Below are 24180 nucleotides of genomic sequence, written 5' to 3'. Positions count from 1 at the left end.
CAAAGTTATCTACTTCGCTTTGTCATTTCGGTCATCAAGCATTGCTTACGACAAACACATATAGAAGGTCTCTTACTGCGGTCTCACCGCTGCCTGTAGTTCTCCACAGGGCCATTAGACATTTATCGGTTAACCCTTGCTGGCACTATTCAAAAAGAAGGCTAAACAGTCGTTTTCCAGTTATCTTCAGGCTCAGCCAAGGTGTAAGCAACTTTGCTGTTCGTTGTAGATGCGCACCAATGAAGCGGCTAATCAAAGCAAAAGGGCTTGGACTGCCTGACACAACTGACCGTATCGGGCTTTAATCCCAGTGAACTTCAGTCAGTAACGTGCTCTCACTCAGCACCAGTTATGCGTTCAGCTCACTTCATTGTGCGACTTATTCGGGTAAAAATCGTTTTGCATCAAACACGGTTTTGTTCCTCAGCATGAAGTAGACACAGCGCCCAAGTTTATGGGCGAGCGCGGAGAGAGCTTTGGCTTTGCTCATGCGTTTTTGTAATCGCTGAATGTACTTTTTTGCAGGTTCGTTGCCGCGAAGATAAAGTACTGCTGCTTCGGAGAACGCCCATTTTAAGTAAGCATTGCCAATTTTATTGCCGTTGGTCCCTTTTTGTTTGCCCGCCGACTCGGCTTTGCATTTTATGAGTCGAGAGTAAGAGGCGAAGTTTTGAACCGAAGGGAAACGCTCGATATTGCCGATTTCGTACAAGATGGTCAGCGCTAAGATACGCCCTATGCCAGGGACAGTTTGGATGAGCTGATAATCCTGAGCATTGTGCTGCTTGGCCGTCTGTTCAATAAAGTGTTCAACGCTGGCTAACTCTTTGGTGTAAAAGGCGATGACGTTTAAGTCCATATCAATGTTGCGATTGATGGCGGACTCATCGAACTGGTTACGGACTTGCTCCCGAGCGCAAGGGTAGCGTAACTGAACATTGGGGCTTTGGAGATTGTACTGGCTGAATGTGTTGGAGACATGGGCTTTGAGGTCAGCACCATGGCGCATGATCTTAGTTCGGCGTCTGAGTAAATCACGGGTAGCCCGCATAGCTTTGGGATAGACATAAGCAACAGGAAAGTTGCCGCCACGAAGTAGTGAAGCGATTTTATAAGAGTCGATGCGATCGTTCTTGGTTTTACCGCCATGAATCGCTTTCATATAGAGAGCATGGCCAAGAACAAAATCCAATGCGTAATCGAGGCAAAGATCACTGACCCAATACCAGCAATGCATGCACTCAACGCCAACAATGATGTTATCTTGGTAGGGCGTTAGGATTTCCAGCAAGGCATCAGGGTCTGCATCAATCTTCTTGTGAAGGACTTTATTGCCAAATGAGTCGAGAATACAGACGTAAAGGATCCGCGCATGCTGATCAATGCCACAGTAATAGTTATGCTGTTGGTTATAGAATCTCATAGAGTCTTCTCCGTTTTGGTTTTGTCGCCTTCCAGCTTAGTCGAGAGGCTAAGTTGGAGGAGAAGGCTCAATGAGTATCAAACAATTTAAGAGTGATTTGCAACGCTCGGCATTTTTTGTTCAGGCTAGGTTTTGTGTTCACGGTGTAATGGTTTAAGTTAGTTATCAGCGTTTCTCACCACTGAATCGGACGTTATTCTCCAATAAAACAAAAGGCTAGTATCTAAATGTTAACAACAAAAATTGAAACGGAACGACTAATACTAAGAGCTTTAGTCGAAGATGATGCAAGCGACTTGTTTGGCATATTCTCAGACCATGAAGTCATGAAATATTGGAACTCTAGTCCCTGGGTTTCAATTGATGAGGCTAGAGTTTTTATAGCTAATAGCGTACAGGCTATGAATAGCAATACAGAAGTGACACTAGGAATTTACCTAAAGAGTACTGAACAACTTCTGGGTAAGATAATGTTATTTAACTATGTTAAAGAGTCTAGGCGAGCGGAAATTGGTTTTGGCATCAACCGCAATTTCTGGGGGCAAGGTATTGTACTTGAGGCGGGAGCTGCTTTAATTGAACACGCAATTGAATATTTGCATTTACGTCGAATCGAAGCTGAGATAGACCCAGACAATATTGCTTCAGGTAAGGCATTGGAACGTTTAGGCTTTGTTAAAGAAGGCTTTCTAAGGCAGCGGTGGGAAGTCAACGGGATGGTATCAGATTCCGCAATTTATGGGTTAATAGCTAAGCCTATGGACAGCGCATAACAAGCTGTTCATAGCGGCAACAGATAGGGCTTGATATCAATTTCCAATAGATATTGAGTTTTACCAATGAATATTTTAGGTGATAGCATACCAAACATTAGCCTCATAAGCTTAGAGCTGTACAGTGGTAAACTAACTCTTAATGCTAATGAAGCTGAAGATTTGCAATACAAAATCACTTTGCGTCCAGATCAAGACCAGCATTTCTTATGGCTAAAAGTTCTGTTGCCGGGCACGCATTTGAATGACTATAAAATTCGCAACTAACAAACTGTTTAATAGGATTTCGCAACGCGTGGTATTTTCACTATGCGTCGGTTTTAGTGATTAAGGTGGAAATGCGGCGGTTTTTATATTGAGTGCGTCATACCTGAATTGGGCGTTAGTAGTCAAGGATGAATATGAAACCAAACTATCAAGTGCATGAATCCATGTATGTTGAAGCTCGCCAAGCTGGCTGGGAAGGTTGGGGTGGTAACGAGCGAATGTCTAAAGCAGTTTTAGTGGAGCGTTTTCTAGATCTATGTGATCGACCAAAACAAGGTAAGCTGCTCGAATTAGGATGTGGTGAAGGGCATCATTGCCGAGCTTTTCAGAAGTTGGGTTTTGAGGTAACAGGTATTGATAACTCGCCAACAGCAATTGTGTGGGCAAAGGAAAAGGCTAAAGCAACAGCAACTCAGGGTAAATATTACACTGCCGACCTAACGGTAGAGCCTGTTCAACTTCCAGGACGTTATGATGTAGTGATTGATGACAATTGCTTACATTGCATTATCGGCGCAGATCGAGCCATATTCTTGGGTCATGTTTACCGTAATTTATTTGAAAGTGGTGTGTTTTTTGTCAGTAGTTTGTGTTCTAAAGATGAAAATAGCTATGGAACTTATAGGGATAGCAGTCCATATCGTCACATTGCCTCTCAAAGTGGTTTAGTCATCGAATTAGAGCAAGCGGGTTTTCAAGTGCTCAATATCAGAGTCTACGAACGTGATACTTCAAACCACATAACGGTGTATACAATAAAACCATAAACTGGTGTAGAAAATACGGCTAACAAAACGTTCACGAGCGATTTGTAACACGTGGCAATCAAGAATAGTGGAGGGCAGTAGTTGCTAACATTTTCATGGATACTTAAACTGCCATTGGCTAATTTTGTTTCTGATAGAAAGACTTGGCAAGTCCAGCTTCATTGAAAACAACACCGTTATATAACCATATAGTGAATTACTCTCCCTATTAACATATCAGCCGTTTCTTGGAAAATCGTCCAACACCAATCCACAGTTTTCATTTTTAGACAACGAAATGTAATGATACAATATTATCCTCTTTTACAATGATAGAGCGATATGGACTTTCAAATTGGTTTCAATCAAATCGAGATTGATGCGCTAGAAAACAATAACGTCGAAGCCGTTTGGACTTATTACAATGTTCAAGATCAGCACCATCATATAGTTCCGGATGGTAGGACAGACCTCATCTTTACATTCGATGTTAATAAGGACGGGCAGTTAAGTAATATAATTCCATTAATATCGCCTCCATTTATTAAAGCTCACTCTATAAGGATTGGTGCTCATCAAGGTTTCGTCGGACTTAGATTGAGAGCTGGCACCGCAGGTGCTTTCCTTAAAACACCACTGTCTAATATCACTGGTAATCTGCAATATGGCAAATGTGCAATAAAACATGTGCCATGGTTTAATAATATTGGTAAAGACAAAATCAATATAAGTAATCTAATCACAGATATTAACCAACAGGTTTGTGCAATTTCATCTCAAGTAGAGTCTTCGATGATTTCAGACATTCTAAGATTAATCGATGAAGATAAAGGAATAACGCAAATTAAGCATATTGCACACCAGTTGAAGGTATCAGAACGAACTCTAAATAGAAAATTCACCTATGCTGTGGGATTATCTCCCAAGCAGTTTTCGAACATAGTAAGGCTAAGACGGGCAATTCACTGCCTAGCTGATCCAGACTATACCATTTCAACTATAGCAATGGATTGTGGTTTTTCAGATCAAGCTCATATGACAAGAGAGATGAAAAACCATATAGGCCAAACGCCTGCCTTAATACAAAGAAGTCTAGATATCAGCATACTTCTCTAGTAGGCAGCGACTCATATCGCTTTAGTTGTTCAGCATATATAAATGAACGTAAAGCATTCCATTTTGGCTGATTTATTCAATACGGCATAGCCTCATTCCTTTAGCATGTACTGAAACCAACAAACGGTCTAAATATTAATCAATAATGGAATTTAATACATGTTCAAAGAATTAACCGACATACATCAAAAGCCAGAAGTCTTCTCTGTTTATACGGCCGACAAATTATGGACAGAACCATATCTTGCCAAACAAATGCTAAATGCCCACTTAAGTCAAGATACACCAATGGCGTCTCGCCCTATGATGGCAATAGATAGAGTTGTTACATGGTTGGATGAAAAATTTGACTTAAATGGAAAGTCGATCTGTGACCTTGGATGTGGGCCTGGACTATATACAGAAAAGTATGCTCAGCTAGGAGCAAAGGTTTATGGCTTAGATTTTTCTGAAAGTTCAATTCAATATGCCAAAGGCTCTGCGTCCAAACATCAGTTAGACATTAAATACGATGTGGGAAACTATCTTGAGGTCATACTACCTCCAGAACAAGACTTGGTGACGTTAATCTATTGTGATTTATGTGCTCTTTCGCCAACCCAACGTCAGAAGCTCTATAGTCAAGTACGAGAATGCCTTAAACCGAATGGTAAATTTGTGTTCGATGTTTTTTCAATCGATGCTTTTGATTCGTTTGAAGAACAATGCTCATATGCGCCAGATTACATGCATCACTTTTGGTCGAGTAACCAATATTATGCTTTCCACAATGCATTTCGCTACGAAGATGATAGAGTTTCTTTAGATCACTACACGATTGTTGAAGAACATCACACATGGCATATCTATAATTGGATGCAGTATTTTACACGAGAGGCTATTCGTGCGGAGTTAGTAGATAGCGGCTTTGAGGTACTAGAAATCGTAAATGGATTTGATACAGATGAATCAAATAACTGCTCATTCGGCATAATAGCTAAACTTAAGTCATAGTCATAGTTGCTTAGCTCAGTGTTGAGTGATATGAACCAGTAAAACAGGACTCCTGACTAACGGACTTTTCCATGCCTGTAGTTAATATCTAGTCATTTAATATGGACTCAACCATAAATGTGTCTGTGAGTCTTTCTTTAAACGGAAGTACCCCAAAGCGTAAAGCTCCTTAGGTGAACTAAGGAGCTTTAAGAAAATTAACCAGCTCTAGTCAATTTCTACTAAAACAGCCAATCCTAGACCATCTGGGTCGGAGTCAGTATTAGCTGAAGTAGTGGTAAAAATTCCCAGACTGGCTGACTCATTAAAATACCCAGTCATCGTGAACGTCCGGTCATTATCAGTAACGGTTATCGTCGCTGCACCATTTGAGGCTACTGAAGAGTTCGCTGTGAGGCTTACTGATTCTTTCGTCGTTTCTAGAGATGCACCAAATGAAGGTAAATCAATCGTAGCGATAGAGCCTGTCAGAGTGGCGGAGGTTTCAGAGTTAAACTCTAACTTAGTGGTAAAGCCAGCCAATTTACGTTCATTTCTCCTACCAAAAGTTGTCCGAAGGATAGTTTTGTCAGTGCTATGTACCTTGACTAGAGAAGAGTGAATACAGTACTCTTTGTCTATCACTTCTTAAGGAGATTACGCCGATATGAACAACTAAACCTGTCATCCATTTTTCATTTTTTTTGGATTTACAGGGTTAGTAGGCGTAGCTCACTTTCCGACATTTCTCTGCAAGTACATTTGTATAGTTTTGCGCTTAGGTAAGAGCGTGTATTTGTATTGATCTCATCTCTGAATTATCTAGCTGCGGCTGTTGTCCCTGTCATACAGGAGGCAAATTATGCCAGTATTACAGGCTTACAACATAAGTCATCAATTTGATAACGGCGAGATGCTGTTTCAACAATTGTCATGTTCTATGACTAAAAATCGTGTCGGCTTAGTTGGCCGTAACGGTGTTGGGAAATCGATATTCGCTTCAGTCTTAAGTGGCGAACAGCAGCCGTCAAGTGGAACGGTCACGTTACCTAAGTCACTTGCGGTGTATCGTCAGCAGCCATCTCAGTTGTTATCTGGCGAACTTTCTATTGCCCAGTTCTTGGGTAAAGATGAGGTGCTTAAAGCGATAAAGCATGTTGAATCAGGTGATTGTTCACAGCATTGGTTTGATGTGATTAAGGATCAATGGGATTTACCCTTGCAACTTCCTTTGCAACTTAAAGAGCTAGGCTTACCACAAGACACTGATTTACCTTGCGCTCAACTCAGTGGAGGACAATTAGCACGATTACAGCTTTGGCAGTTGTTTGAAAGCAACGTTGAATTACTTATCCTTGATGAACCATCTAACCATCTTGATGCGCAAGCAAAGCGCTGGTTACTGGAATCGATGCGTGCGTTCAAAGGTGCGATTTTACTTGTCAGTCATGACCGGATGTTATTGCGCGAAATGAACGAAATTTGGGAGCTTTCTGGGCTTGGATTACAAGTATTTGGTGGGAATTGTGATGTTTACGCCAAACAGAAAAGTACTGAGTTACAAGCGGTAGAGCGACAACTTGCGAGCGTTGATAAGCAGAGAAAAAAGCTGGAAATGCAAGCACAGCGAAACCGAGAAAAGGCAGCTCAAAGAGCTGCACAAGGTATCAAATTACGCAAAGAAGGTAGTCATGGAACAAGCTTACTTGATTTTAAAAAAGACAAAGCCACAGCACGAGCATCGAGTCGCAATAAAAATGAGCAACTTCGTCAAGCTCACCTAAAAGATAAAGAACATTCGTTAAAGGCGAGAAAAGAACAACTGAAAGGGCAAACGCTCTATCTGGAGGATACCCCAAGCCGGTTACGTAAAGTGATTTCGATACTTGAAGGGGTGTTGCCTTTTGGCAGTAGTAAGACTATCTCGCTGCAAGTCTATGCCAATGACAAGGTGCACCTTGTAGGTAAAAATGGTTGCGGTAAATCAACACTGTTAAAAACTCTGTTGGGTGAGTTGTCGCTGCAAAAAGGGGAACTGCAATTAAATACGCCTTTGTATTATCTTGATCAGCATTTTGGTGTTATTCGACCCGAGTTGTCGATACTGGACAATTTGATACAGCAGTGCAGTGGAATCAAAGAGAGCGATGGCAGAACCTTGCTGGCAGGTATCGGGTTTCGTCGTGATAGTGTATTTCGTTTTGGCAGTATGTTGAGTGGCGGAGAGAAGATGAAGCTAGCCATGCTTATTGTCAGTCACCAACCAGAACAACCTTTTTTATTACTCGATGAGCCTGATAATCATCTCGACCTAGACTCTAAAATGATGCTGGCACAGGCTCTATGTAATTACCGTGGTGGTTTTATTCTTGTAAGCCATGATTATGATTTTGCCCGAGACTCAGGAATTCAGGTACAAGTCACTTTGTAACTTTCCTTGAATACTTAGCGGAACATAAATGGGGTAACGTGAAGTTGCCCCATTGTGTGCCAGCGTCAATTGAGCCTGTTCCCTGATGCTCTGTCATATGACTTAGTTTTGCTAGTACGTTTAACGTGGCTACATAAGCGGCTACTTCGTTGAGTCACGATGTTTATTCAGTGACTTTGGTAATTGTTGTTCAGTTGCCTTTAGGACAGCTATAATTTTCAGCTACTACTTAGTCGTTATTTGGTACTGGCTAACATCCAAGTAATGATTAATCTTATCAGCGACAGGAGTTCACAATGAAAGTTTATGGACAAAAAACGATAGAGGTCGTTGTTGATCGACATTGTGATATTTGTGGTGTTAGCGTGATGGTCGATTCAAATGGCGTTCAGTTAGAAGAGGTTGGTGAACTGACTGCCAACTGGGGGGGGGTCAAAAATGGACGGCATTACTCACCACCTTGATATGTGTGAAAGTTGTTTTCAAGTTGCGTTATCTGCTCTAAAGGAGCATCGTCGAAGCATTGTAATGTTCGATGATGAGCAAGACCTTCCAGATGAAAACTTTGGTGTAGATTGCTCTCATAGCACTAACTAGTGTGCAAAATATGTACTTTGCTTATCAATCAACTACCGAATTCTCGGAAGTTGGACTGTTGCAATAACTTCCATCTGGCCAAATTGTGCAACAGCCTGCTGCACAAATCACACTGCTGCACAAATCCGTCTGAATCAAAAATGCCCCATTCCTTCTTTGCGGCAAAGAGCATTACTGTCAACTGTACTATGCGTAACCCTCACAAAACTTATCTCTGATGGATTGTGAAACTGTGTATTGTTAGTTAGAGCAAAAACTCGCACACAAACTCTCAGCCCAATTTTTTCTTATTTCAACTTATTTATTTAACATTTGATATAAATCGTATTTGTTAGTTACAATTCAGCTCGTTTAAGGGAGTAGCCTTCCACTACTGATTAGTAGTGGAGTGAATATCAACAGTCTCCAAGCCTTATGCTTGTGGTATTCACGTTCAACATGTTCTGGCAAGACTTAAACAAAATAGCGATGCGGGCAGGATTGCTATTTTGCTTTTGTTGTTGCCTGCCCGAGATGACAAAAGGAAACCTGCTTTGGATGCATGGTACGCTTTGTTTTTAGGGATAGTTCAAGGGATCACCGAGTTTCTTCCCATTTCTAGCTCTGCTCATTTGATCTTAATGCCCACCTTGCTCGGTGAAGCCGATCAGGGTATCAGCTTCGATCTCGCCACCCATATTGGTACGCTGTTCGCGGTGCTTATCTATTTTCGTCAAGATATCGTTCTGCTGCTCACGGAGTGGAGTAAGTCAATCACTCATCGTCAATATTCGACATCACACAGTCGTTTAGCTTGGGCGATTTTGTGGGGAACCTTTCCCGCAGCACTTGCAGGATTACTGCTCTCGCGGCAGCAGCCAAAATCGCTGAAGTAGCGATGGATAGTTCGGTAACCGTAGATTGGCTGGCACTTTTAATTGGTAGCGTTACCTCTTTTCTCACCGCAATACTTGCGATCCACTACTTCCTCAAATTCCTGAATCAATTTGGGATGATGCCTTATGTCATCTACCGATTAATTTTGGCCGTTATTCTATACTTTTACGTTATTTAATAGGGATTAAACATGCTATTAGCTTCACTCGCGATTATCGCTGGCTTTGCACTGCTTGTCTGGAGTGCAGATAAATTTGTTGAAGGCGCAGCCGCTAGTGCCAACTACGCAGGAATGCCGCCTTTATTGATTGGTATGTTGGTCGTCGGATTCGGTACATCGGCTCCCGAAATGGTGGTTTCGGCTATGGCGGCTATGGATAGCAATCCTGCTCTGGCGCTTGGAAATGCCGTCGGTTCGAATATTGTCAACATTACCTTAATACTCGGTGTGACCGCGATCATTGCACCGATTGCTGTGCATTCAAGCATCATCCGTAAAGAACTTCCCATTCTTTTACTCGTCACGCTTGTCATTGGCGCAATGTTGTGGAATCACCATATCAGCACATTAGAAGCCTGGGCGTTGATTGGTGGATTCATGCTTTTGATTGGTTGGTCAATCTGGAGCGCATTACGCTCAAAGGGAGACCACTTAGAACAAGAGATGGACGACGAACTGTCTAGCCAAAGTATGTCACTGAAGTCATCCATTTTCTGGCTGATTACAGGGTTAGTGTTACTGATTATCAGCTCGCGTATTTTGGTGTGGGGAGCGGTGGAAATCGCACAACAACTCGGTGTCAGCGATTTATTGATTGGTCTAACTATTGTGGCCTTAGGAACGTCCTTACCCGAATTAGCAGCATCCATCGTGGCAGCGCGTAAAGGCGAGCATGATATAGCTGTGGGTAATGTGGTCGGCTCAAATATGTTTAACTCCTTAGCCGTCATCGGTATTGCTGGCACCATTGAACCTATTGCCAATATTGGTGCTGAAGTCTTCTGGCGTGACTGGACATCGATGCTTTTTGTCACGGGATTACTGCTGTTGACCGCCGCTCGTTTTGGTAAATCGCAGACGATCTCTCGCAGTGAAGGCGCGGTGCTGTTGGTGTGTTATTTGGGGTACAACGGTTATCTCATCTATGGAGCGCTGTAATGTCTAAATTAGGCTGGATTGTTGTTGGTCTTGTTTTCCTCTCTGGATGCGAAAGCGCGTCTCCGAAGGTAGAAAAACTATCGGGAATGGCTCAAGGGACAACATGGCATGTGAGCTATTGGAGTCAAGAAACCGTTGATAGCAATAAGTTAGATGTTGAGCTGGAAGTGGTACTCGCCGAAATTGATAAAGAGATGTCGAACTATCGTCCCGATTCAACCATCTCTGCATTCAACTCGGGAGCGAGTTTGTCTGGTCAGGTGGGGAACAACATTACTCATCTGATACAGGTCGCGAAAGGCGTTTCTCTAAAGTCCCGAGGGTGTTATGACTTGACCATCAGACCTTTGTTTGACCTCTGGGGATTTACACAAAATAAGCTATCCATTCCATCACAACAAGAGCTTGATAACGTCATGATGTCGGTGGGCATGGATAAAATTCAGGTTGACGACGCCATGATGACGAAAGCATCTGCACAAGTTCACGTCGATTTATCCTCCATTGCTCAGGGATACAGCGTTGGCCGATTGGCAGAGGTACTTAAACAATACCAAATTACCAACTACCTGGTTGAAATCGGGGGAGAAATGGTGGTGAGTGGCGTAAAACCGAATGGCGAGCCGTGGAAAATCGCGATTGAAAAGCCCTTGCCTGGAGAACGAACGCTACAGAAAGTGTTGGCTTTCGACTTCCCTCAAGCAATTATGACATCAGGTACTTATCGGCACTATTTCGATCAAGATGGACAGCGCTATACCCATATCATTGATGCCAGAACAGGAACGCCCGTTAAGCACCATACAGTGTCGGTAACCGTTCTTCACGACGACCCAACTCAAGCGGATGCCTTGTCTACTGCTCTGCTTTGTCTAGGAACCACACAAGGTCTTGAAGTCGCGAATAAAAATCAAATTAAAGCGTTATTTATTGATGAATTGAACGGTGAACTGGTTGAGTCACGCAGTAAACATTACCAATCCGTACAAAAAGAGATAGAGGAGTAACCATGGAGCATATCGCTGGTTTTTACGATACTCATCAGGCATTCATTATGCAGATCTTGCAAAATGCGCTCTTGACGATTTTTATTTTTATCTTGGCTTCTGTGGTATCCAAGCTCGTCAAGCGCGGGGTATTTAAAGCAACAGAGAAAGTCAGCGGTGGGGATGAAATTATCGCTCGCTTGCTTTCTCAAGTGGCGTCTTATGCGGTTTATTTAGTCGCGTTGGTCATTGTTCTAGACCTCTTTGGTGTGAATACCGCCAGCTTGGTTGCCTTAGTCGGTGCAGCAGGTTTAGCGATTGGCCTAGCTCTGAAAGATACACTGAGCAACATTGCCGCAGGTATCATGATTTTATTTCTGAAGCCAATCAAAAAAGGCGAGTTTGTGGAATTCGGAAGCTACTCTGGTAGCGTGGTCGATATTGGTCTATTCACTTCTGTGTTCGAGACAGCGGACGGTCTCTACATCTCTAGTCCGAACAGTGCGGTTTGGAATTCAACCATTCGTAATTTTAGCCGAAACAACAAACGTCGTATGGATATCACGGTTGGCATCTCTTACCAAGATTCAGTAGAAATCGGATTGAATGTGCTTAAAGAGTTGGCGTTGTCCCAGCCACATATCCTTAAAGATCCTGAGCCTCAAGTGATTGTTCACATGCTGGCCGATAGTTCAGTGAACCTCCAACTTCGCGCCTGGTGTCCGACGGACAAATACTGGGAAACCTATTGGGCGGTGCAGAAGCAAGTGAAACCGAATATCGAAGCGGCGGGGCTAACCATCCCTTTCCCGCAGAGAGATCTGAACATGAAGTGGGTTGATGAAGGCTCTGCAAAACCTTAACCAATACATAAGTCGAGGAAGTTATGATGCTGTCTGTGACTTCCTCTGATTGGATATAACGCCTCTAGATTTCGCCATTTTTTTACGCTTTTTTTACGCGAACCCTGACTGCGCATCTGATAGAGTCGCTGTTAAGATTTTCTTTCAAATGACTTATATGGCAATGAGTTGGCTACAGAAGCGTTATCTCTTATCGGCATCGGTGTTTGTTCTTGCACTTGTCGTATCTTTAGGACTTGATCACTGGTTAGGCTCAACCATTGCGGTGTTGCTGATACTCCAGCTTTCTATCGTTGTGATTGCCCTTCAATGTCACTCACGAATAGCTTATGTGGCTGCGATTGCCGAAGCGGTCAGTTTTAACTTCCTCTTTACCACGCCTCGATATTCGCTTCAGATGTTCCACTTAGATGACATCATCAACTTACTTGTTTTTATTGTGGTTGCCTTTACTACCAGTCAGCTCGCTGAGCGATATCGACGCCAACAAAATGCGCTAGAACAAGTTCAACTGCGCCACCAAATTTTGCTTTCCGTATCTCATGATTTGAGAACCCCGCTCGCGGGGATTATCGGTAATCTCACCACTTTCAAAGAATATCAGACGCAACTTCAAGCCAAAGAAAAGGATGAACTGCTCGACAGTGCCATCAAAGAAAGCCATCGCTTACACCAATACATAGAGAACCTTTTGCAAGCGACGAAATTGCAGCACGGCGTGGTTCACATCCAGAAGCAACAAGAATCCATAGTGCACATTGTAAAAAGCGTCATTGGCCGTTTCTCTTCATCCACCACAAGTATTGAGGTTGTCGTCAATGGGGCGGTTTCATCGGTTGAAGTCAGTCGGGCTTTATTAGAGCAGGCGTTATTTAATGTCTTGGACAATGCGTTGCGCTATTCCCCTAAAGATAAACAGGTCAGTGTGACAATTTATCAGAATCAGCAAAATGTGGTGATTGATGTCTACAACCAAGGCCAATCACTGCAACCCGATGAAGCAGAAAGAATGTTCGAGCTGTTTTATTCAGGCAAGGAGAAAAGAAGTGACGATTCTGGCTCAGGCCTTGGATTGAGTGTGGCAAAAGGCGTGGTCTCAGCCCATCAAGGCCATATCGAATGCGTAGAAGTACAACAAGGTTGTTTGATTCGGATTTCGCTGCCAAGCAGTCAACAAGGAGAGCAGTAGTGAACTACAAAATACTGGTGGTGGATGATGAGCCTCAAATCCAAACATTTATGCGAATTTCTTTGGCGGCTGAAGGCTTTGATTACGTGGGAGCAGACTCGTTAGCCACGGCAAAAGTGCAATTTGAGCGTGTTCAGCCGCATGTGGTGGTGCTCGACTTGGGATTGCCTGATGGTGATGGTATTGAGTTCCTATCGATGATCCGTCAGTCAAGTAAAACGCCTGTGCTCATCCTAACGGCACGCGATCAAGAAGAAGAGAAGATCCGCTTGCTTGAAGCGGGAGCTAACGACTACCTCAGTAAGCCGTTTGGCATTAAAGAACTTATTGTTCGGATTAAGGTACTGCTGCGAGATTTGGTCAGTGACCATTTTAGCGAGGATATCGTTACTTTTAGTGGGATCAAGTTACAAAAAAGTACCCATCAATGCTGGCTGTACGATACTGAAGTCATTCTGACCAAAAAGGAGTTTGCGTTTCTTGAAATGCTCATGATTACACCAGGGCAACTTGTGAAACAGACAGACTTGTTGAGAGAGGTGTGGGGCGAAAGTCATACCGAAGATACTCATTATCTGCGCGTACTGGTTAGCCAGTTGCGCAAAAAACTCAACGATAGTGCAGACGAACAACAGCTCATTAAAACCGAATCAGGGATTGGCTACCGTTTAGTTTCGATGGAGCCACCTCGTGATTAATCTCAAGAATACCGTTCGACTCTTGGTCATGCCCATGCTTTGGATGGGGATTGTGCAAGGTTCATTTGGTTTATTGTCGCTGTTTATATTTCAAGATCATATTTCAGGTGACTTCTTCTCTCCTTCGGCGGTAATGATGCTCTCTGCTTTTTTGTTATCCGTTCTATTGCGAAAAAGTGAGCTGCATAAAGTCACCTTTCGAGATGCGTTAATGTTTGCCAGCTTAACCTGGGTTTTAACGGGTTTTTTAGGGGCGTTACCGATTCATTTCGTCACAGATGTGAGCATGACTGATGCGGTATTTGAGTCTATCAGCGCCTTAACCACCACAGGTGCCACCATCCTGGCTGGCTTGGACGATATGCCGAAATCTTTTCTCTTGTATCGTCAATTTCTTCAGTGGATGGGTGGGTTAGGCGTGGTGATTTTTGTCGTCGCGGTATTGCCCATGCTCAATGTTGGAGGAATGCGACTGCTTAAGGCAGAAACGCCTGGGCCGATTAAGGATGACAAGCTTTCGCCTCGTATCAATAAGACAGCGCATTATCTCTGGGGTGTCTATTTAGCGATTACCGTCGCGTGTGCGTTGGCTTACTATTTTGCGGGGATGTCGGCTTACGATGCCATTGCGCACAGTTTTACCACGGTTTCAACAGGCGGTTTTTCGACGCATGACGCCAGTATGTGGCATTTTGAAAGTCACCTTATCCTTATGTTATCCAACATTTTCATGATGTTGGGCGCGATCAGCTTTGGTCTTCATTTTCGTGTGTTTCGAAGTGGTTTTTCAGGGCTGCGACTGTATGCCTCTGATGAAGAGTCAAGAGTATTTATTCTTACAGCGATTGCTCTCTCCTTTGTTTTGGGCTGGTACATTTTTAGCCATTCTGCCTATGACGATTTTCTTACCTCACTGAGTTTTGCCATGTTCAGTGTCGTCTCATTTATGACCAGTACAGGATTTGGGGCGGCGGATTTGGGCAGTTGGCCTGCGGCAAGCGCACTCTTTTTGGTGTTTTGTGCCTATCTTGGTGGTTGCTCAGGTTCAACAGCAGGGGGCAATAAATTTGTGCGCGATATCATTACGTTCAAAGTAATTCGACGAGAAATTCGCCAGATTGCCCATCCCAGAGCCATTTTGCCGATCCGTTATCAAGGGCGCGTTGTGGCCTCCGATGTGACCAATGCAGTGATGGCTTTTATGTCTCTGGCAGCGCTGACCTCCGTAGTGTTCACTTTGCTGATGATGGCAACAGGACTGGACTTTTGGTCGTCCTTTACCGCAGTGGTGGCGTGTATCAATGTGCTTGGACCTGGTTTTGGCGTGGTAGCAAGCAATTTTCAACCTGTTTCTGATACAGGCATCTGGATATTAAATCTGGCAATGATCCTTGGCCGACTGGAATATTTCACGGTGTTAGCCATGTTATTGCCACACTTTTGGAAAAAATAGTAAAGGTATTGTCATGGCACATTTTACTGTCATTGGACTTGGGCGTTTTGGTATCGCGGCCAGTCTTGAACTGATCCATCTCGGACACACCGTGACGGGCGTTGATCGCGACCCAAAAATTGTTGAGAAATATGTCGAGGAGTTAACGCAAGCCATAATTTGCGACTCCACCGATGAGAATGCGCTGCGTGAATTAGATCTTGGCAACAGTGAAGCGGTATTGATCGCGATTGGGGAAGATATGCAGTCAAGTTTGCTTTGCACTTTGGCATTGAAAAATCTCGGTGTTAAAGAGATTTGGGTTAAGGCCAGTACCAAAGCACATCACACCATAGTGTCGAAACTTGGCGTTCAACGTATTATCCATCCAGAAGAGGAAATGGGCGTGCGTGTCGCTCAGGCACTAAACTACCCTATGGTGAATAACTACTTGTCCTTAGGTCATGGCTTGTATGTGGTTGAAATTCATATCAGAGCATCGTTACACAACACACCGATTGGACAAATTCTTGGTGATGCCAAAGGCAGTGTGCAAACGGTTCTCATCAAACGTGAACAAGACGTGCTCAATCAGATTGATCATGATTTTGTCTTGAAAGCGAATGATATCATTCTGTTGTGCGGCACTCGCGCTGAGCTAAAATACCTCGCTCCAAGGTTGGTGTGACATGGTATTGTGGCACCCCTCTATCACGCCGATAGAACGTAAGCCCAAGTCAGGAAAAAAAATAGTTGGTGCGCCGCCACTAATTTTAAGTGGCAGCTTTTTACTGCTCATCCTGCTGGGTACGGCATTACTCAAACTGCCTATCGCGGCTCATGAGCCTATCACTTGGATACAGAGTTTGTTCACGGCTACCTCAGCCGTAACGGTGACAGGGCTAGTGGTGGTTGATACAGGCACTCAGTTCACCTTATTTGGGCAAGTTGTCATTGCTTTACTCATTCAGTGTGGTGGCCTCGGACTCATGACCTTTGCCATTGTGACCTTGATTGCTTTGGGAGGGAAAATCGGCTTTTTAGAGCGTACCGTCGCAAGAGAAGCATTTAATCAAACCGACTCCTCAACGCTTGTTGCGACCGCTAAATCCGTGCTTATGTTTGCTCTGACCGTCGAACTGGTTGGGATGACCATACTGACCTGGTATTGGAACGATGAGCTTGGCTGGGCAACCAGTTTATTTCACGGTTTTTTCTATACCATCAGTGCGTTTAATAATGCAGGGTTTGCCTTAAGTGCTGATAGCTTAATGCCTTATGTGGATGACCCCGTCGTTAACCTGACGATTACAGGACTATTTATCATTGGCGGGGTAGGCTTTTCGGTTTGGATGGATTTAAAGCGAAACCGTCGGTGGTCAAAGCTGACGGTTTATAGCCGCATGATGATAACGGGAACCGTGCTTATCAATGCCATGACAGTGATAGCCATCTACCTAATCGAGCGTGATAACCCCAACACCTTAGCGCCACTCAGCGAACTCGGTAAGTGGCTGGCTTCTTGGTTTCAGGCGGTAACCCCAAGAACCGCAGGCTTTAATACACTCGCGATTGACCAACTAGAAGATGCCACCACCGCGATTATTCTGGTGTTGATGTTCATTGGTGGCGGCTCTTTAAGTACCGCAAGCGGTATCAAAGTCGTGACCTTTATGGTGTTGATTTTATCGACTTACGCTTACTTACGTCGTGATGAGCAAATCCATGTGTTTAAACGTGAAATCGCGAAAGATACGATCAGCAAAGCTCTTGCACTGACGATGATTTCGGTTGTAGTGACGTGGTTAGCCATCTTTGCATTACTCTTGACGGAAAATGCCCCGATGATAGATGTCGTGTTTGAAGCGGTTTCTGCATTAGGTACTGTGGGGTTATCTCGTGGCTTAACAGGTCAGCTTTCCGCATCGGGTGAACTCATTATCATCTTTATGATGTATATGGGGAGATTGGGACCATTAACCTTGGCGTACTTTTTAGCCAGCCCACGCCAGAAAAAACTACGTTTTGCGGAGACAAAATTAGCCATTGGATGAGTTTTCAAGGTTAACACAAGGAAGTGAATGCAGGTTTAACGAACTAATAGCTAAAGCAATGTCATCAACAATAATAAGCCTTATTTACGATGACTAGGGTATGACTATGTATTATTACTGGCGTATTTTAAGAAGGACGTTTTGGGTTAAATTCAATTGTTCAAGAGGACTGCACCATGATCCTGATGGTAACGCACGGTACTGTTCTTACTGTGGTAAAAAGATATCTCACATATCGGCTTAAGTCGTAAACGTAGGAACAATACAGTTTGATATAAATATTGGGAATTCAAATATTGGGAATTCAGCGTAACTCACTTTTGCCCCTTTATCATTTCTAGCCCAAGTTGAACATTGCTTATTTGCGTGTGTTTGCCTTACTAAAAATAATCCCAAAGTGGTGTATTCCAATGTATTAGAGAGTCTGTACTCGTTTATAGGTTTGCAGTGCGGTATTTTCTTGGTGTCTGATTGAACAGCTTTTTAAAAGCCTGTACATAGGATGAATCAGATGCGTACCCCAACTCCATGGCAATTTCCTGTATGCTCATTTTCGAGCTTAATAATGGCAGAGATAAAACCAGTCTTATATTTTGTCGCCACAGAGCAAATGATTGAGAGAACTCTTTCGCACATAATCTGGATAATGTGCGCTCAGATGCTCCGACTTTTTTTGCCCATTCTTTTAACGTAAACGGTAAATCAGGTTGCTGTTTAAGCTGTAGAAAAATAGATAAAAGGCGTTTGTCCGTAGGGATGAGAAGTGGTATTTCATAACTTTTTGCTACCTCGATTTGATCTCGTAAGACCGTTAACAAATGTGCCAAATTGTATTCCGACTGTGAGAGCGTATCGCTTTCAAATAAAAGTTGTATCAACTCTTTGAGGAAGGTGCTTACCTGACAGGATTTAGGCTCACTTCCATACTGAACATGTTTGTTAGGGTTGAGGTAAATCGCTAAAAATTGTGTGTCTGTAATTGCAACAGATTTATGAATGGTATTGGCGGGAATAAAGAGCATACCATTGTGAGGGACTATTCCACTTTTATCACTAATATCTGATTGTAACAACCCTTGACGTGGAAAGATTATTTGGTGCCATGGATGTGAATGGAAATCATCAATATAACCAGAGGTCATGGTGGTTGTTTTAGTTATAAATTGTTTATCCGGAAAATCTCTGATTAAGTCGTTAGCTTGCATAATTGGCGGCTTATCTATATTAGTTGTCAGTTATTATAAATTACGCCACTTGGATTTGGTATAACATCGTAGGCCAATCGTTAGAAGAAGCAAAAAGGTAAAAGGCCAAAAGATGCGTATTCACTTTATCATCCATGAAAATTTTGAAGCTCCGGGAGCTTATGAGTCCTGGGCTAAAACTCGCGGTTACACCACGACTTACTCTCGGGTTTATGACGGTGACTCTCTTCCGGAAAAAGTAGATGATATCGATTTTCTGATTGTCATGGGTGGCCCACAAGATCCTGTGACCACTATCGAGCAATGTGCTCACTTCGATGCCAAAGGTGAACTGGCGGTAATTACAAAAGCGATTGATGCAGGAAAAGTCGTACTTGGTATTTGTTTGGGATCTCAACTCATTGGTGAAGCATTAGGTGCTCACTATGAGCATAGCCCTGAACGCGAAATTGGTAAGTTCCCTATCACGCTAACCAAAGACGGCATTACCCATCCACTGTTTGACCATTTTGGCACCGTTCTGGAAGTGGGCCATTGGCACAACGACATGCCGGGACTGACTCCAGACGCAAAAATCATTGCGTACAGTGAAGGCTGTCCTCGACAAATTGTTGCTTATAGCGATTTGGTGTTTGGTTTTCAGTGTCATATGGAATTGACTAAAGAAGTTGTAGCGTTGCTCATCGAAAATGAGGATCTCAGTGAGGCAGCAAACTATCGTTTCGTTGATGAGCCAGAAGTACTAATGAATCATGACTATGATGAGATGAACCAAAAGCTACACGAATTTTTGGATAGACTAGCGAAATCGTATCAAGCATAAAGTTAAGCTTCTGGTTGCTTTTGATTTTATCAGCGGCTCATTGAACCGGTTTTCTGGTTTTTTTGATAGATAGTTATTGAGGAAACTCATGGATATTGATTTTCAAACATACATACCAATATTGGCAATTACTGGAGCGATTACTCTCGGCGCTATGAGTCCGGGTCCCAGCTTTATTTTTGTTGCCAGACGAGCGATTTCACTTTCAAGGCAGCATGGGATTTTTACCGCGTTAGGTATGGGGACGGGAGCTTTAATTCTATCGGTTGCTGCCTTACTTGGATTACAAACGATTTTTAACCTGATGCCGGTAAGCTATTTAATATTTAAAATTGCAGGAGGGTGCTACCTTCTGTTTTTGGCATTTGGAATTGTGAGATCAGCTCGAGTTCCGTTACAGACTATAGATTTCACTAGATGCCAAGACATACCCTTATTTCTTTCATACTTATTAGGTTTAGGAACCCAACTCAGCAACCCTAAAACGGCCATCGTATTTGCCAGCGTGTTTACAACACTCCTTCCACAAAACATACCTACGTATTTATATATTGCGGTACCAATCTGCACATTTTTGAGTAATGCAGGATGGTATCTAATCGTTGCATTAGTCTTATCCGCTTCACGTCCTCGTCAAGCGTACTTAAAATTTATTGATTATTTGTCTGGGTCAGTGATGGGAGGTTTAGGGTTGAAATTAATCATCAGTCTCTAACAAATGTCACTGATGAGCACTTTGCTATACTTTAAGTAATGCATGAAATACTAATTTAGCAAAGTCACTGGCAAACTTTTGTCCAATTGTTAGTTGCAATACCAGCAGTTCGTGCTGCAGTTCGACTGCTCATAGTAAACTTGAGATCAACAAACGATTCTTTCTCATCGTAATTTTCTAGGGACTTACGCATAATGCTTTACCTAAGCCGTATTCACCCGAGGATTGTGTTATGAAACATCAATCAGAAAAAGCCAACTATGATGTATTAGAAACTCAGTATGAGCGCGAATTTCTAACCTTACTGCATAAAGATGTTGAAGAAAACAGCCAGAACCTATCATTCGTAACGCCTGCACTTGAGCTGGAACTGGAGGAGATCATCGGTGATTACAAAATTGATCTCGGCGGAGAGTTCTAGAAAACCTACTTTAGCCGCCCAGTTAATCTCGTTGCAAAACATACGAGCATTCGTTTCTAATCTCGAATTGCCGTAGACTCCGTGGCGATTCAAAAGGTTTGCCATAGAGAATAGTGTTGGTTTCAGAATGTCGATTATACGCGACATGCGTCAGAAAATTCGACCACATTATATGTAATCTCGAAAACCCCCTTCGACTTCTAGTCGTTACTATCCAATAACTTTCAACAAACTGATCGGCTAGAGCTTTATCTTGCCAAGGATTCTAAGCGAGTTGCTGACAATGGAATCTATGATATGAGCAGGAAAGCCTTTGGGTAGCTGGTTAACTACTTGTTCTATGGCGTTAGGAAATGTGTCAACAAACTCATCAAGTATCTCTTGCATTCGAATTGTGCAGAAACCAACGGTTTCTGCTGTTGCAATAAAATGACGGGGATAAATCTTTTCTAGATGCCACTTATTGCCGCTTGAAGTGGATTTGAGAGACATAGCTAACTTTAGTTTACGCGTGTTTAGACCTTTGCCATTTGATGCGGGGTAGGCTGACATAATATCGTAGAAGGGGGTTAGTCTATAAGCTCCATTGGCCTCAATAAAAATTGAAAAGTTTTTTGCATGGCCGTCGGTAGCACCAATCAACCACTGAAAAACTTGAAAGCGCATGAAGTCATCACGGTCTTTTGGGGCGTTTATTGAGCCGTTTAACAGCTGCATTATTTCTGCAATACCGATTCCTCCATCACTCTGATATTTCAATTTAGTGGGTAAAGACATTGCCTGGCTCATATCCTCTTGAGTTAATCTTATAGGCGCACTTTCACTTGTAGAACAAACTCGGTCAAATCGTTCAACAGCTAAAGATTTCACATTATTAAAGTCTAATATCTCCACGCGAGGCACTTTAAAGCCCATTGATTCTGCTAGTTTGATACAGAAGTACTCATTTTCAACGCTCTCAGTCATGTCTAGTGTCGCGAATGGTTGATGAATAACGCCAATCGGAAATTTGAAAATATGAGTGCTGGGATAATTACAGTTGGGTAAATACCAATTATTCTTAATCTTCAACAGTGTGGTTTTCTCTTGAGCGCCAGATACTGTGACACGAAAATTACTTAGCTCATTGAGCATGCCAAGTGGGATGTCGTGCTTATGCGCAGATAATATTTCATGTAAGCAATCAATTGAAAGTGGCTCCAACTTGCTTGGAGCTAAACTATCCACAATCTCAGGTTCAGGCACCAATGATAATGAGCCTACACAGTCTCGACCGATTGCATGTAATAAGTTAAACACGTGTGTTGAAGTGGTCTGATAGCGATTCTGGAGGTTTTGTCGTATTGACGTTAAATCAGGCAATAGATTCTCAAAGTAATTTGTTACAGGGTCTCCTTTGTGTGGATGGCTTTGAAGTGCAAGAGATAGCGAGATCGGGTAGGGATTAGGCTGTTCTAACCAATTATTGTCGTAGCAAAATTGCAGACTGCCGTCGTTAAGTCTGGTTAGATGGCCAACTTTGGTGTTGTTGATGTATGCTATCAATGAAGGCATTGGCGGCTTTGACTCTCGATTGGAACAACAATTACTCTGATATCATATTATCGTACTAAAAGTTGTTTGTACGGTTCTTTTTGCCTTGCCAATAATCAAGGTGAAGCTGAAATTTAGTAGATAGATTTCGTCATTTAGATGCGACCTTCGTACTCGACTTTTTGATTTTTTGTTGGCTTGTTTATGCCCTGAGACAGCTTAAAGTCATGTATTGTGATGTAAAAAGTAAGCCGAAATGGCCTCAGAAAAACTAATAATAAAGCCTATTTATGGAGGCATAATTTTTTAGTTACGCCAGCCCATGCCTGAACTAGGTTACTAAAAGTATACTAGTTGCATTCAACCTTTAGGTAGCTAACATATACCGTGAAGCACCAGCGGCGTAGAGTTCACTTGTATATCCACTCTATTTGCGGAGTAACTAATAATGAGTAACGCTCCTATCATCAGTGCTTATGGGTTACCATTATTATCAGAAGGAAAGCTAAGTACGTCTTTGGTAGATAAAGCGGCGATACTTATAGAACCCAAAGGTTACTTAGTTCTCGTAGTGACAATGCAAGATGGATGGCTAAGGTGAATTTAATTCGATTGATCTCTAGTGTTACTATGACGTGATACATAGATCAAAGCACTGTGGTTTCATGTCATCGAGTTAAACCGCAGCTATCTAGTTTCTGGATAGGCGAGGCTGTATGAAAGCAAAAGTTGAAGTTGACGTAAAAGGACGTAAAAGTGTTGTTGATGCCTGTACGGAGCCTTGTGCGATAGAAAAAGGTATGCGGATCTTGGGGTCAAAATGGAAAGGCTCAATCATCTACCATTTGAAAGATGGCCCTGTGAGATTTAATGATCTTTCAAGAATGTTGGGCGGTGCAAGTAAGAAGATGGTAGACCAGCGCTTAAAAGAGCTAGAAAGTGAAAATATGGTGATACGCCGCGTGCTCAATGATAAGCCACTAGCAGTAAGTTACGAACTGACTGAGTTTGGCAAAAGTGCTCTAACGATTCTTGAAGAATTGAGAAAATGGTCTGAAAGCAACAATGTACAGCTTAAATAGTTTGAGTAACAATCTTTATTCGAACTGTGTGACAGGGCAACCATACCGTGGTTGCCCTGTTCATATTTTGGTCTGGAGACTCAGTAGTCTAGTGTCCCGCGGATAGGGTAGTGGTTCTCTGGATTACGAATCCATGCTAAACCACGTGTCAGTGCCCCTAACTCTGGTCTTACAAATGGGTTGTTTGATAGGTCAACCACATGCAAATCACCGTGTTCATTGACGACAAATAGTCCTGGCTCTGCAAAGTTATGGTCGGTTTCGGCTCCAGAGCGTGGTAGCGATATATAAAGTCCCAGGGTCTTCATTTGTTGCTCAGTAAGACCATAGGCGATTGGAAAACTGATATCGAGCTTTTCCAGGTGTTGCTCTAACTGTTGTTTCGAATCCCCAGAGACAGCTAGAATATCCACGCCTGCATCACTAAAGGCCTGTTTATAAGTCTCTATTTCATTGAGATATTTGGTGCAAAGTGGGCAATGTTTACCACGATAGACAAACACCGCTTGCCATGTTGCATCGCCTTGAGGTTGGCCTAGCCTGACTTTGGTCCCATCCAGTATTGTTGCCTCTAATGTAGGGAAAGTGTTACCCGCTTTGAGTTTTTGTGAGTATGCCATCTCAGCTCCTTGGATTGATCTCACGACTAAGTCGTTAAAAAGTAAGACAGGATGAGGAGAGTTGCAATTAGTATACTTTTAGTAACCTAGTTTAGAAACTAAGCACCTGATAAGTAACAACTGGGAACGAGCGTTCCACTATTTTGAATTTGCTTTCGGTTTTTTCTCACACCGCTCATCCAATTTCTCGTGAACAGTG

The 24180-nt window shown here is 42.8% G+C and carries 26 protein-coding genes; 21 read left to right on the top strand and 5 right to left on the bottom strand.

Annotation, left to right across the window (positions count from 1 at the left end; genetic code table 11):
• Nucleotides 1–379 precede the first annotated feature (379 nt).
• Entirely contained in the window at nt 380–1423 is a 1044-nt protein-coding gene (locus VEJY3_RS20900) for an IS110 family transposase (protein ID WP_014234421.1), read from the bottom strand.
• 227 nt (nt 1424–1650) lie between these two features.
• Here VEJY3_RS20900 and VEJY3_RS20895 point away from each other — a divergent pair, with 227 nt between their 5' ends.
• From VEJY3_RS20895 to VEJY3_RS20875, 4 genes are all read left to right on the top strand, one after another.
• The gene (locus tag VEJY3_RS20895) at nt 1651–2196 is read left to right on the top strand and encodes a GNAT family N-acetyltransferase (RefSeq protein WP_014234420.1); all 546 of its coding nucleotides are present in this window, start codon (nt 1651–1653) and stop codon (nt 2194–2196) included.
• A gap of 401 nt (nt 2197–2597) precedes the next feature.
• Nucleotides 2598–3230 (top strand): class I SAM-dependent methyltransferase, encoded by a 633-nt coding sequence (locus tag VEJY3_RS20885; protein ID WP_014234418.1) that lies wholly within the window; start codon nt 2598–2600, stop codon nt 3228–3230.
• Nucleotides 3231–3551: 321 nt separating this feature from the next.
• A complete protein-coding gene (locus VEJY3_RS20880) occupies nt 3552–4325 on the top strand; it encodes an AraC family transcriptional regulator (protein WP_014234417.1) in 774 nt (257 codons plus the stop codon).
• 159 nt (nt 4326–4484) lie between these two features.
• Nucleotides 4485–5318 (top strand): class I SAM-dependent methyltransferase, encoded by an 834-nt coding sequence (locus VEJY3_RS20875; RefSeq protein WP_014234416.1) that lies wholly within the window; start codon nt 4485–4487, stop codon nt 5316–5318.
• Nucleotides 5319–5525: 207 nt separating this feature from the next.
• Here the strand turns inward: VEJY3_RS20875 and VEJY3_RS20870 are convergent, their stop codons facing one another.
• Nucleotides 5526–5840, bottom strand: a complete 315-nt coding sequence (locus VEJY3_RS20870) for a hypothetical protein (RefSeq protein ID WP_014234415.1) — start codon at nt 5838–5840, stop codon at nt 5526–5528.
• Between the two features lie 319 nt (nt 5841–6159).
• On the opposite strand from VEJY3_RS20870, the gene VEJY3_RS20865 reads away from it, so the two are divergent.
• The 12 genes from VEJY3_RS20865 (at nt 6160) to VEJY3_RS20815 (ending at nt 17582) form a co-directional block, all read left to right on the top strand.
• Nucleotides 6160–7728, top strand: a complete 1569-nt coding sequence (locus tag VEJY3_RS20865) for an ATP-binding cassette domain-containing protein (RefSeq protein WP_014234414.1) — start codon at nt 6160–6162, stop codon at nt 7726–7728.
• A 296-nt stretch (nt 7729–8024) separates the two neighbouring features.
• Complete coding sequence (locus VEJY3_RS26025) at nt 8025–8192, top strand: hypothetical protein (RefSeq protein WP_237708184.1); 168 nt, start codon at nt 8025–8027, stop codon at nt 8190–8192.
• Nucleotides 8193–8858: 666 nt separating this feature from the next.
• The gene (locus tag VEJY3_RS20855) at nt 8859–9200 is read left to right on the top strand and encodes an undecaprenyl-diphosphate phosphatase (protein ID WP_374953220.1); all 342 of its coding nucleotides are present in this window, start codon (nt 8859–8861) and stop codon (nt 9198–9200) included.
• 2 nt (nt 9201–9202) lie between these two features.
• Nucleotides 9203–9379 carry an undecaprenyl-diphosphate phosphatase gene (locus VEJY3_RS26215; RefSeq protein WP_374953219.1) on the top strand — a complete coding sequence of 59 codons (177 nt, stop codon included), beginning with the start codon at nt 9203–9205 and terminating at the stop codon, nt 9377–9379.
• 12 nt (nt 9380–9391) lie between these two features.
• Nucleotides 9392–10360, top strand: coding sequence for a calcium/sodium antiporter (locus VEJY3_RS20850; RefSeq protein ID WP_014234411.1), 969 nt, complete (start codon nt 9392–9394; stop codon nt 10358–10360).
• Nucleotides 10360–11367: an FAD:protein FMN transferase gene (locus VEJY3_RS20845; protein ID WP_014234410.1), complete on the top strand. Its 1008-nt coding sequence runs from the start codon at nt 10360–10362 to the stop codon at nt 11365–11367. The genes VEJY3_RS20850 and VEJY3_RS20845 overlap by 1 nt, the downstream gene beginning before the upstream one ends.
• Before the next feature lie 2 nt (nt 11368–11369).
• Nucleotides 11370–12209: a mechanosensitive ion channel family protein gene (locus VEJY3_RS20840; protein ID WP_014234409.1), complete on the top strand. Its 840-nt coding sequence runs from the start codon at nt 11370–11372 to the stop codon at nt 12207–12209.
• A 163-nt stretch (nt 12210–12372) separates the two neighbouring features.
• Entirely contained in the window at nt 12373–13398 is a 1026-nt protein-coding gene (locus VEJY3_RS20835) for an ATP-binding protein (RefSeq protein WP_041170486.1), read from the top strand.
• Complete coding sequence (locus VEJY3_RS20830) at nt 13398–14096, top strand: response regulator (RefSeq protein ID WP_014234407.1); 699 nt, start codon at nt 13398–13400, stop codon at nt 14094–14096. The genes VEJY3_RS20835 and VEJY3_RS20830 overlap by 1 nt, the downstream gene beginning before the upstream one ends.
• Nucleotides 14089–15549, top strand: coding sequence for a TrkH family potassium uptake protein (locus VEJY3_RS20825; RefSeq protein ID WP_014234406.1), 1461 nt, complete (start codon nt 14089–14091; stop codon nt 15547–15549). Before VEJY3_RS20830 ends, VEJY3_RS20825 begins: the two co-directional genes overlap by 8 nt.
• Before the next feature lie 13 nt (nt 15550–15562).
• Nucleotides 15563–16216, top strand: a complete 654-nt coding sequence (locus VEJY3_RS20820; RefSeq protein WP_014234405.1) for a TrkA family potassium uptake protein — start codon at nt 15563–15565, stop codon at nt 16214–16216.
• Between the two features lies 1 nt (nt 16217).
• Nucleotides 16218–17582, top strand: coding sequence for a TrkH family potassium uptake protein (locus tag VEJY3_RS20815; RefSeq protein WP_014234404.1), 1365 nt, complete (start codon nt 16218–16220; stop codon nt 17580–17582).
• Between the two features lie 434 nt (nt 17583–18016).
• Here the strand turns inward: VEJY3_RS20815 and VEJY3_RS20810 are convergent, their stop codons facing one another.
• Nucleotides 18017–18787, bottom strand: a complete 771-nt coding sequence (locus VEJY3_RS20810; protein ID WP_014234403.1) for an AraC family transcriptional regulator — start codon at nt 18785–18787, stop codon at nt 18017–18019.
• Between the two features lie 112 nt (nt 18788–18899).
• Between VEJY3_RS20810 and VEJY3_RS20805 the strand changes: the two genes are divergently transcribed.
• The 3 genes from VEJY3_RS20805 to VEJY3_RS20795 all read left to right on the top strand — a co-directional run bounded on the left by VEJY3_RS20805 (nt 18900) and on the right by VEJY3_RS20795 (nt 20746).
• The gene (locus VEJY3_RS20805) at nt 18900–19610 is read left to right on the top strand and encodes a type 1 glutamine amidotransferase (RefSeq protein WP_014234402.1); all 711 of its coding nucleotides are present in this window, start codon (nt 18900–18902) and stop codon (nt 19608–19610) included.
• A gap of 88 nt (nt 19611–19698) precedes the next feature.
• Complete coding sequence (locus VEJY3_RS20800) at nt 19699–20325, top strand: LysE family translocator (RefSeq protein WP_014234401.1); 627 nt, start codon at nt 19699–19701, stop codon at nt 20323–20325.
• A gap of 232 nt (nt 20326–20557) precedes the next feature.
• Nucleotides 20558–20746 carry a hypothetical protein gene (locus VEJY3_RS20795; RefSeq protein WP_014234400.1) on the top strand — a complete coding sequence of 63 codons (189 nt, stop codon included), beginning with the start codon at nt 20558–20560 and terminating at the stop codon, nt 20744–20746.
• Nucleotides 20747–20986: 240 nt separating this feature from the next.
• On the opposite strand, the gene VEJY3_RS20790 is transcribed toward VEJY3_RS20795, so the two are convergent.
• The gene (locus VEJY3_RS20790) at nt 20987–22300 is read right to left on the bottom strand and encodes a HipA domain-containing protein (protein ID WP_014234399.1); all 1314 of its coding nucleotides are present in this window, start codon (nt 22298–22300) and stop codon (nt 20987–20989) included.
• Nucleotides 22301–22727: 427 nt separating this feature from the next.
• Here VEJY3_RS20790 and VEJY3_RS25745 point away from each other — a divergent pair, with 427 nt between their 5' ends.
• The gene (locus VEJY3_RS25745; protein WP_014234398.1) at nt 22728–22880 is read left to right on the top strand and encodes a hypothetical protein; all 153 of its coding nucleotides are present in this window, start codon (nt 22728–22730) and stop codon (nt 22878–22880) included.
• A 115-nt stretch (nt 22881–22995) separates the two neighbouring features.
• A complete protein-coding gene (locus VEJY3_RS20785; protein WP_014234397.1) occupies nt 22996–23361 on the top strand; it encodes a helix-turn-helix domain-containing protein in 366 nt (121 codons plus the stop codon).
• A gap of 80 nt (nt 23362–23441) precedes the next feature.
• Here VEJY3_RS20785 and VEJY3_RS20780 read toward each other — a convergent pair whose 3' ends face one another.
• Entirely contained in the window at nt 23442–23981 is a 540-nt protein-coding gene (locus tag VEJY3_RS20780) for a redoxin domain-containing protein (RefSeq protein ID WP_014234396.1), read from the bottom strand.
• Nucleotides 23982–24180: the final 199 nt, after the last annotated feature.

Origin of the sequence: Vibrio sp. EJY3 (assembly GCF_000241385.1) — a bacterium.
Taxonomy (GTDB): Bacteria; Pseudomonadota; Gammaproteobacteria; order Enterobacterales; family Vibrionaceae; genus Vibrio; species Vibrio natriegens.
The sequence above is the reverse complement of the archived record's forward strand: the minus strand, read 5'-3'. Positions and strand labels throughout refer to the sequence as shown.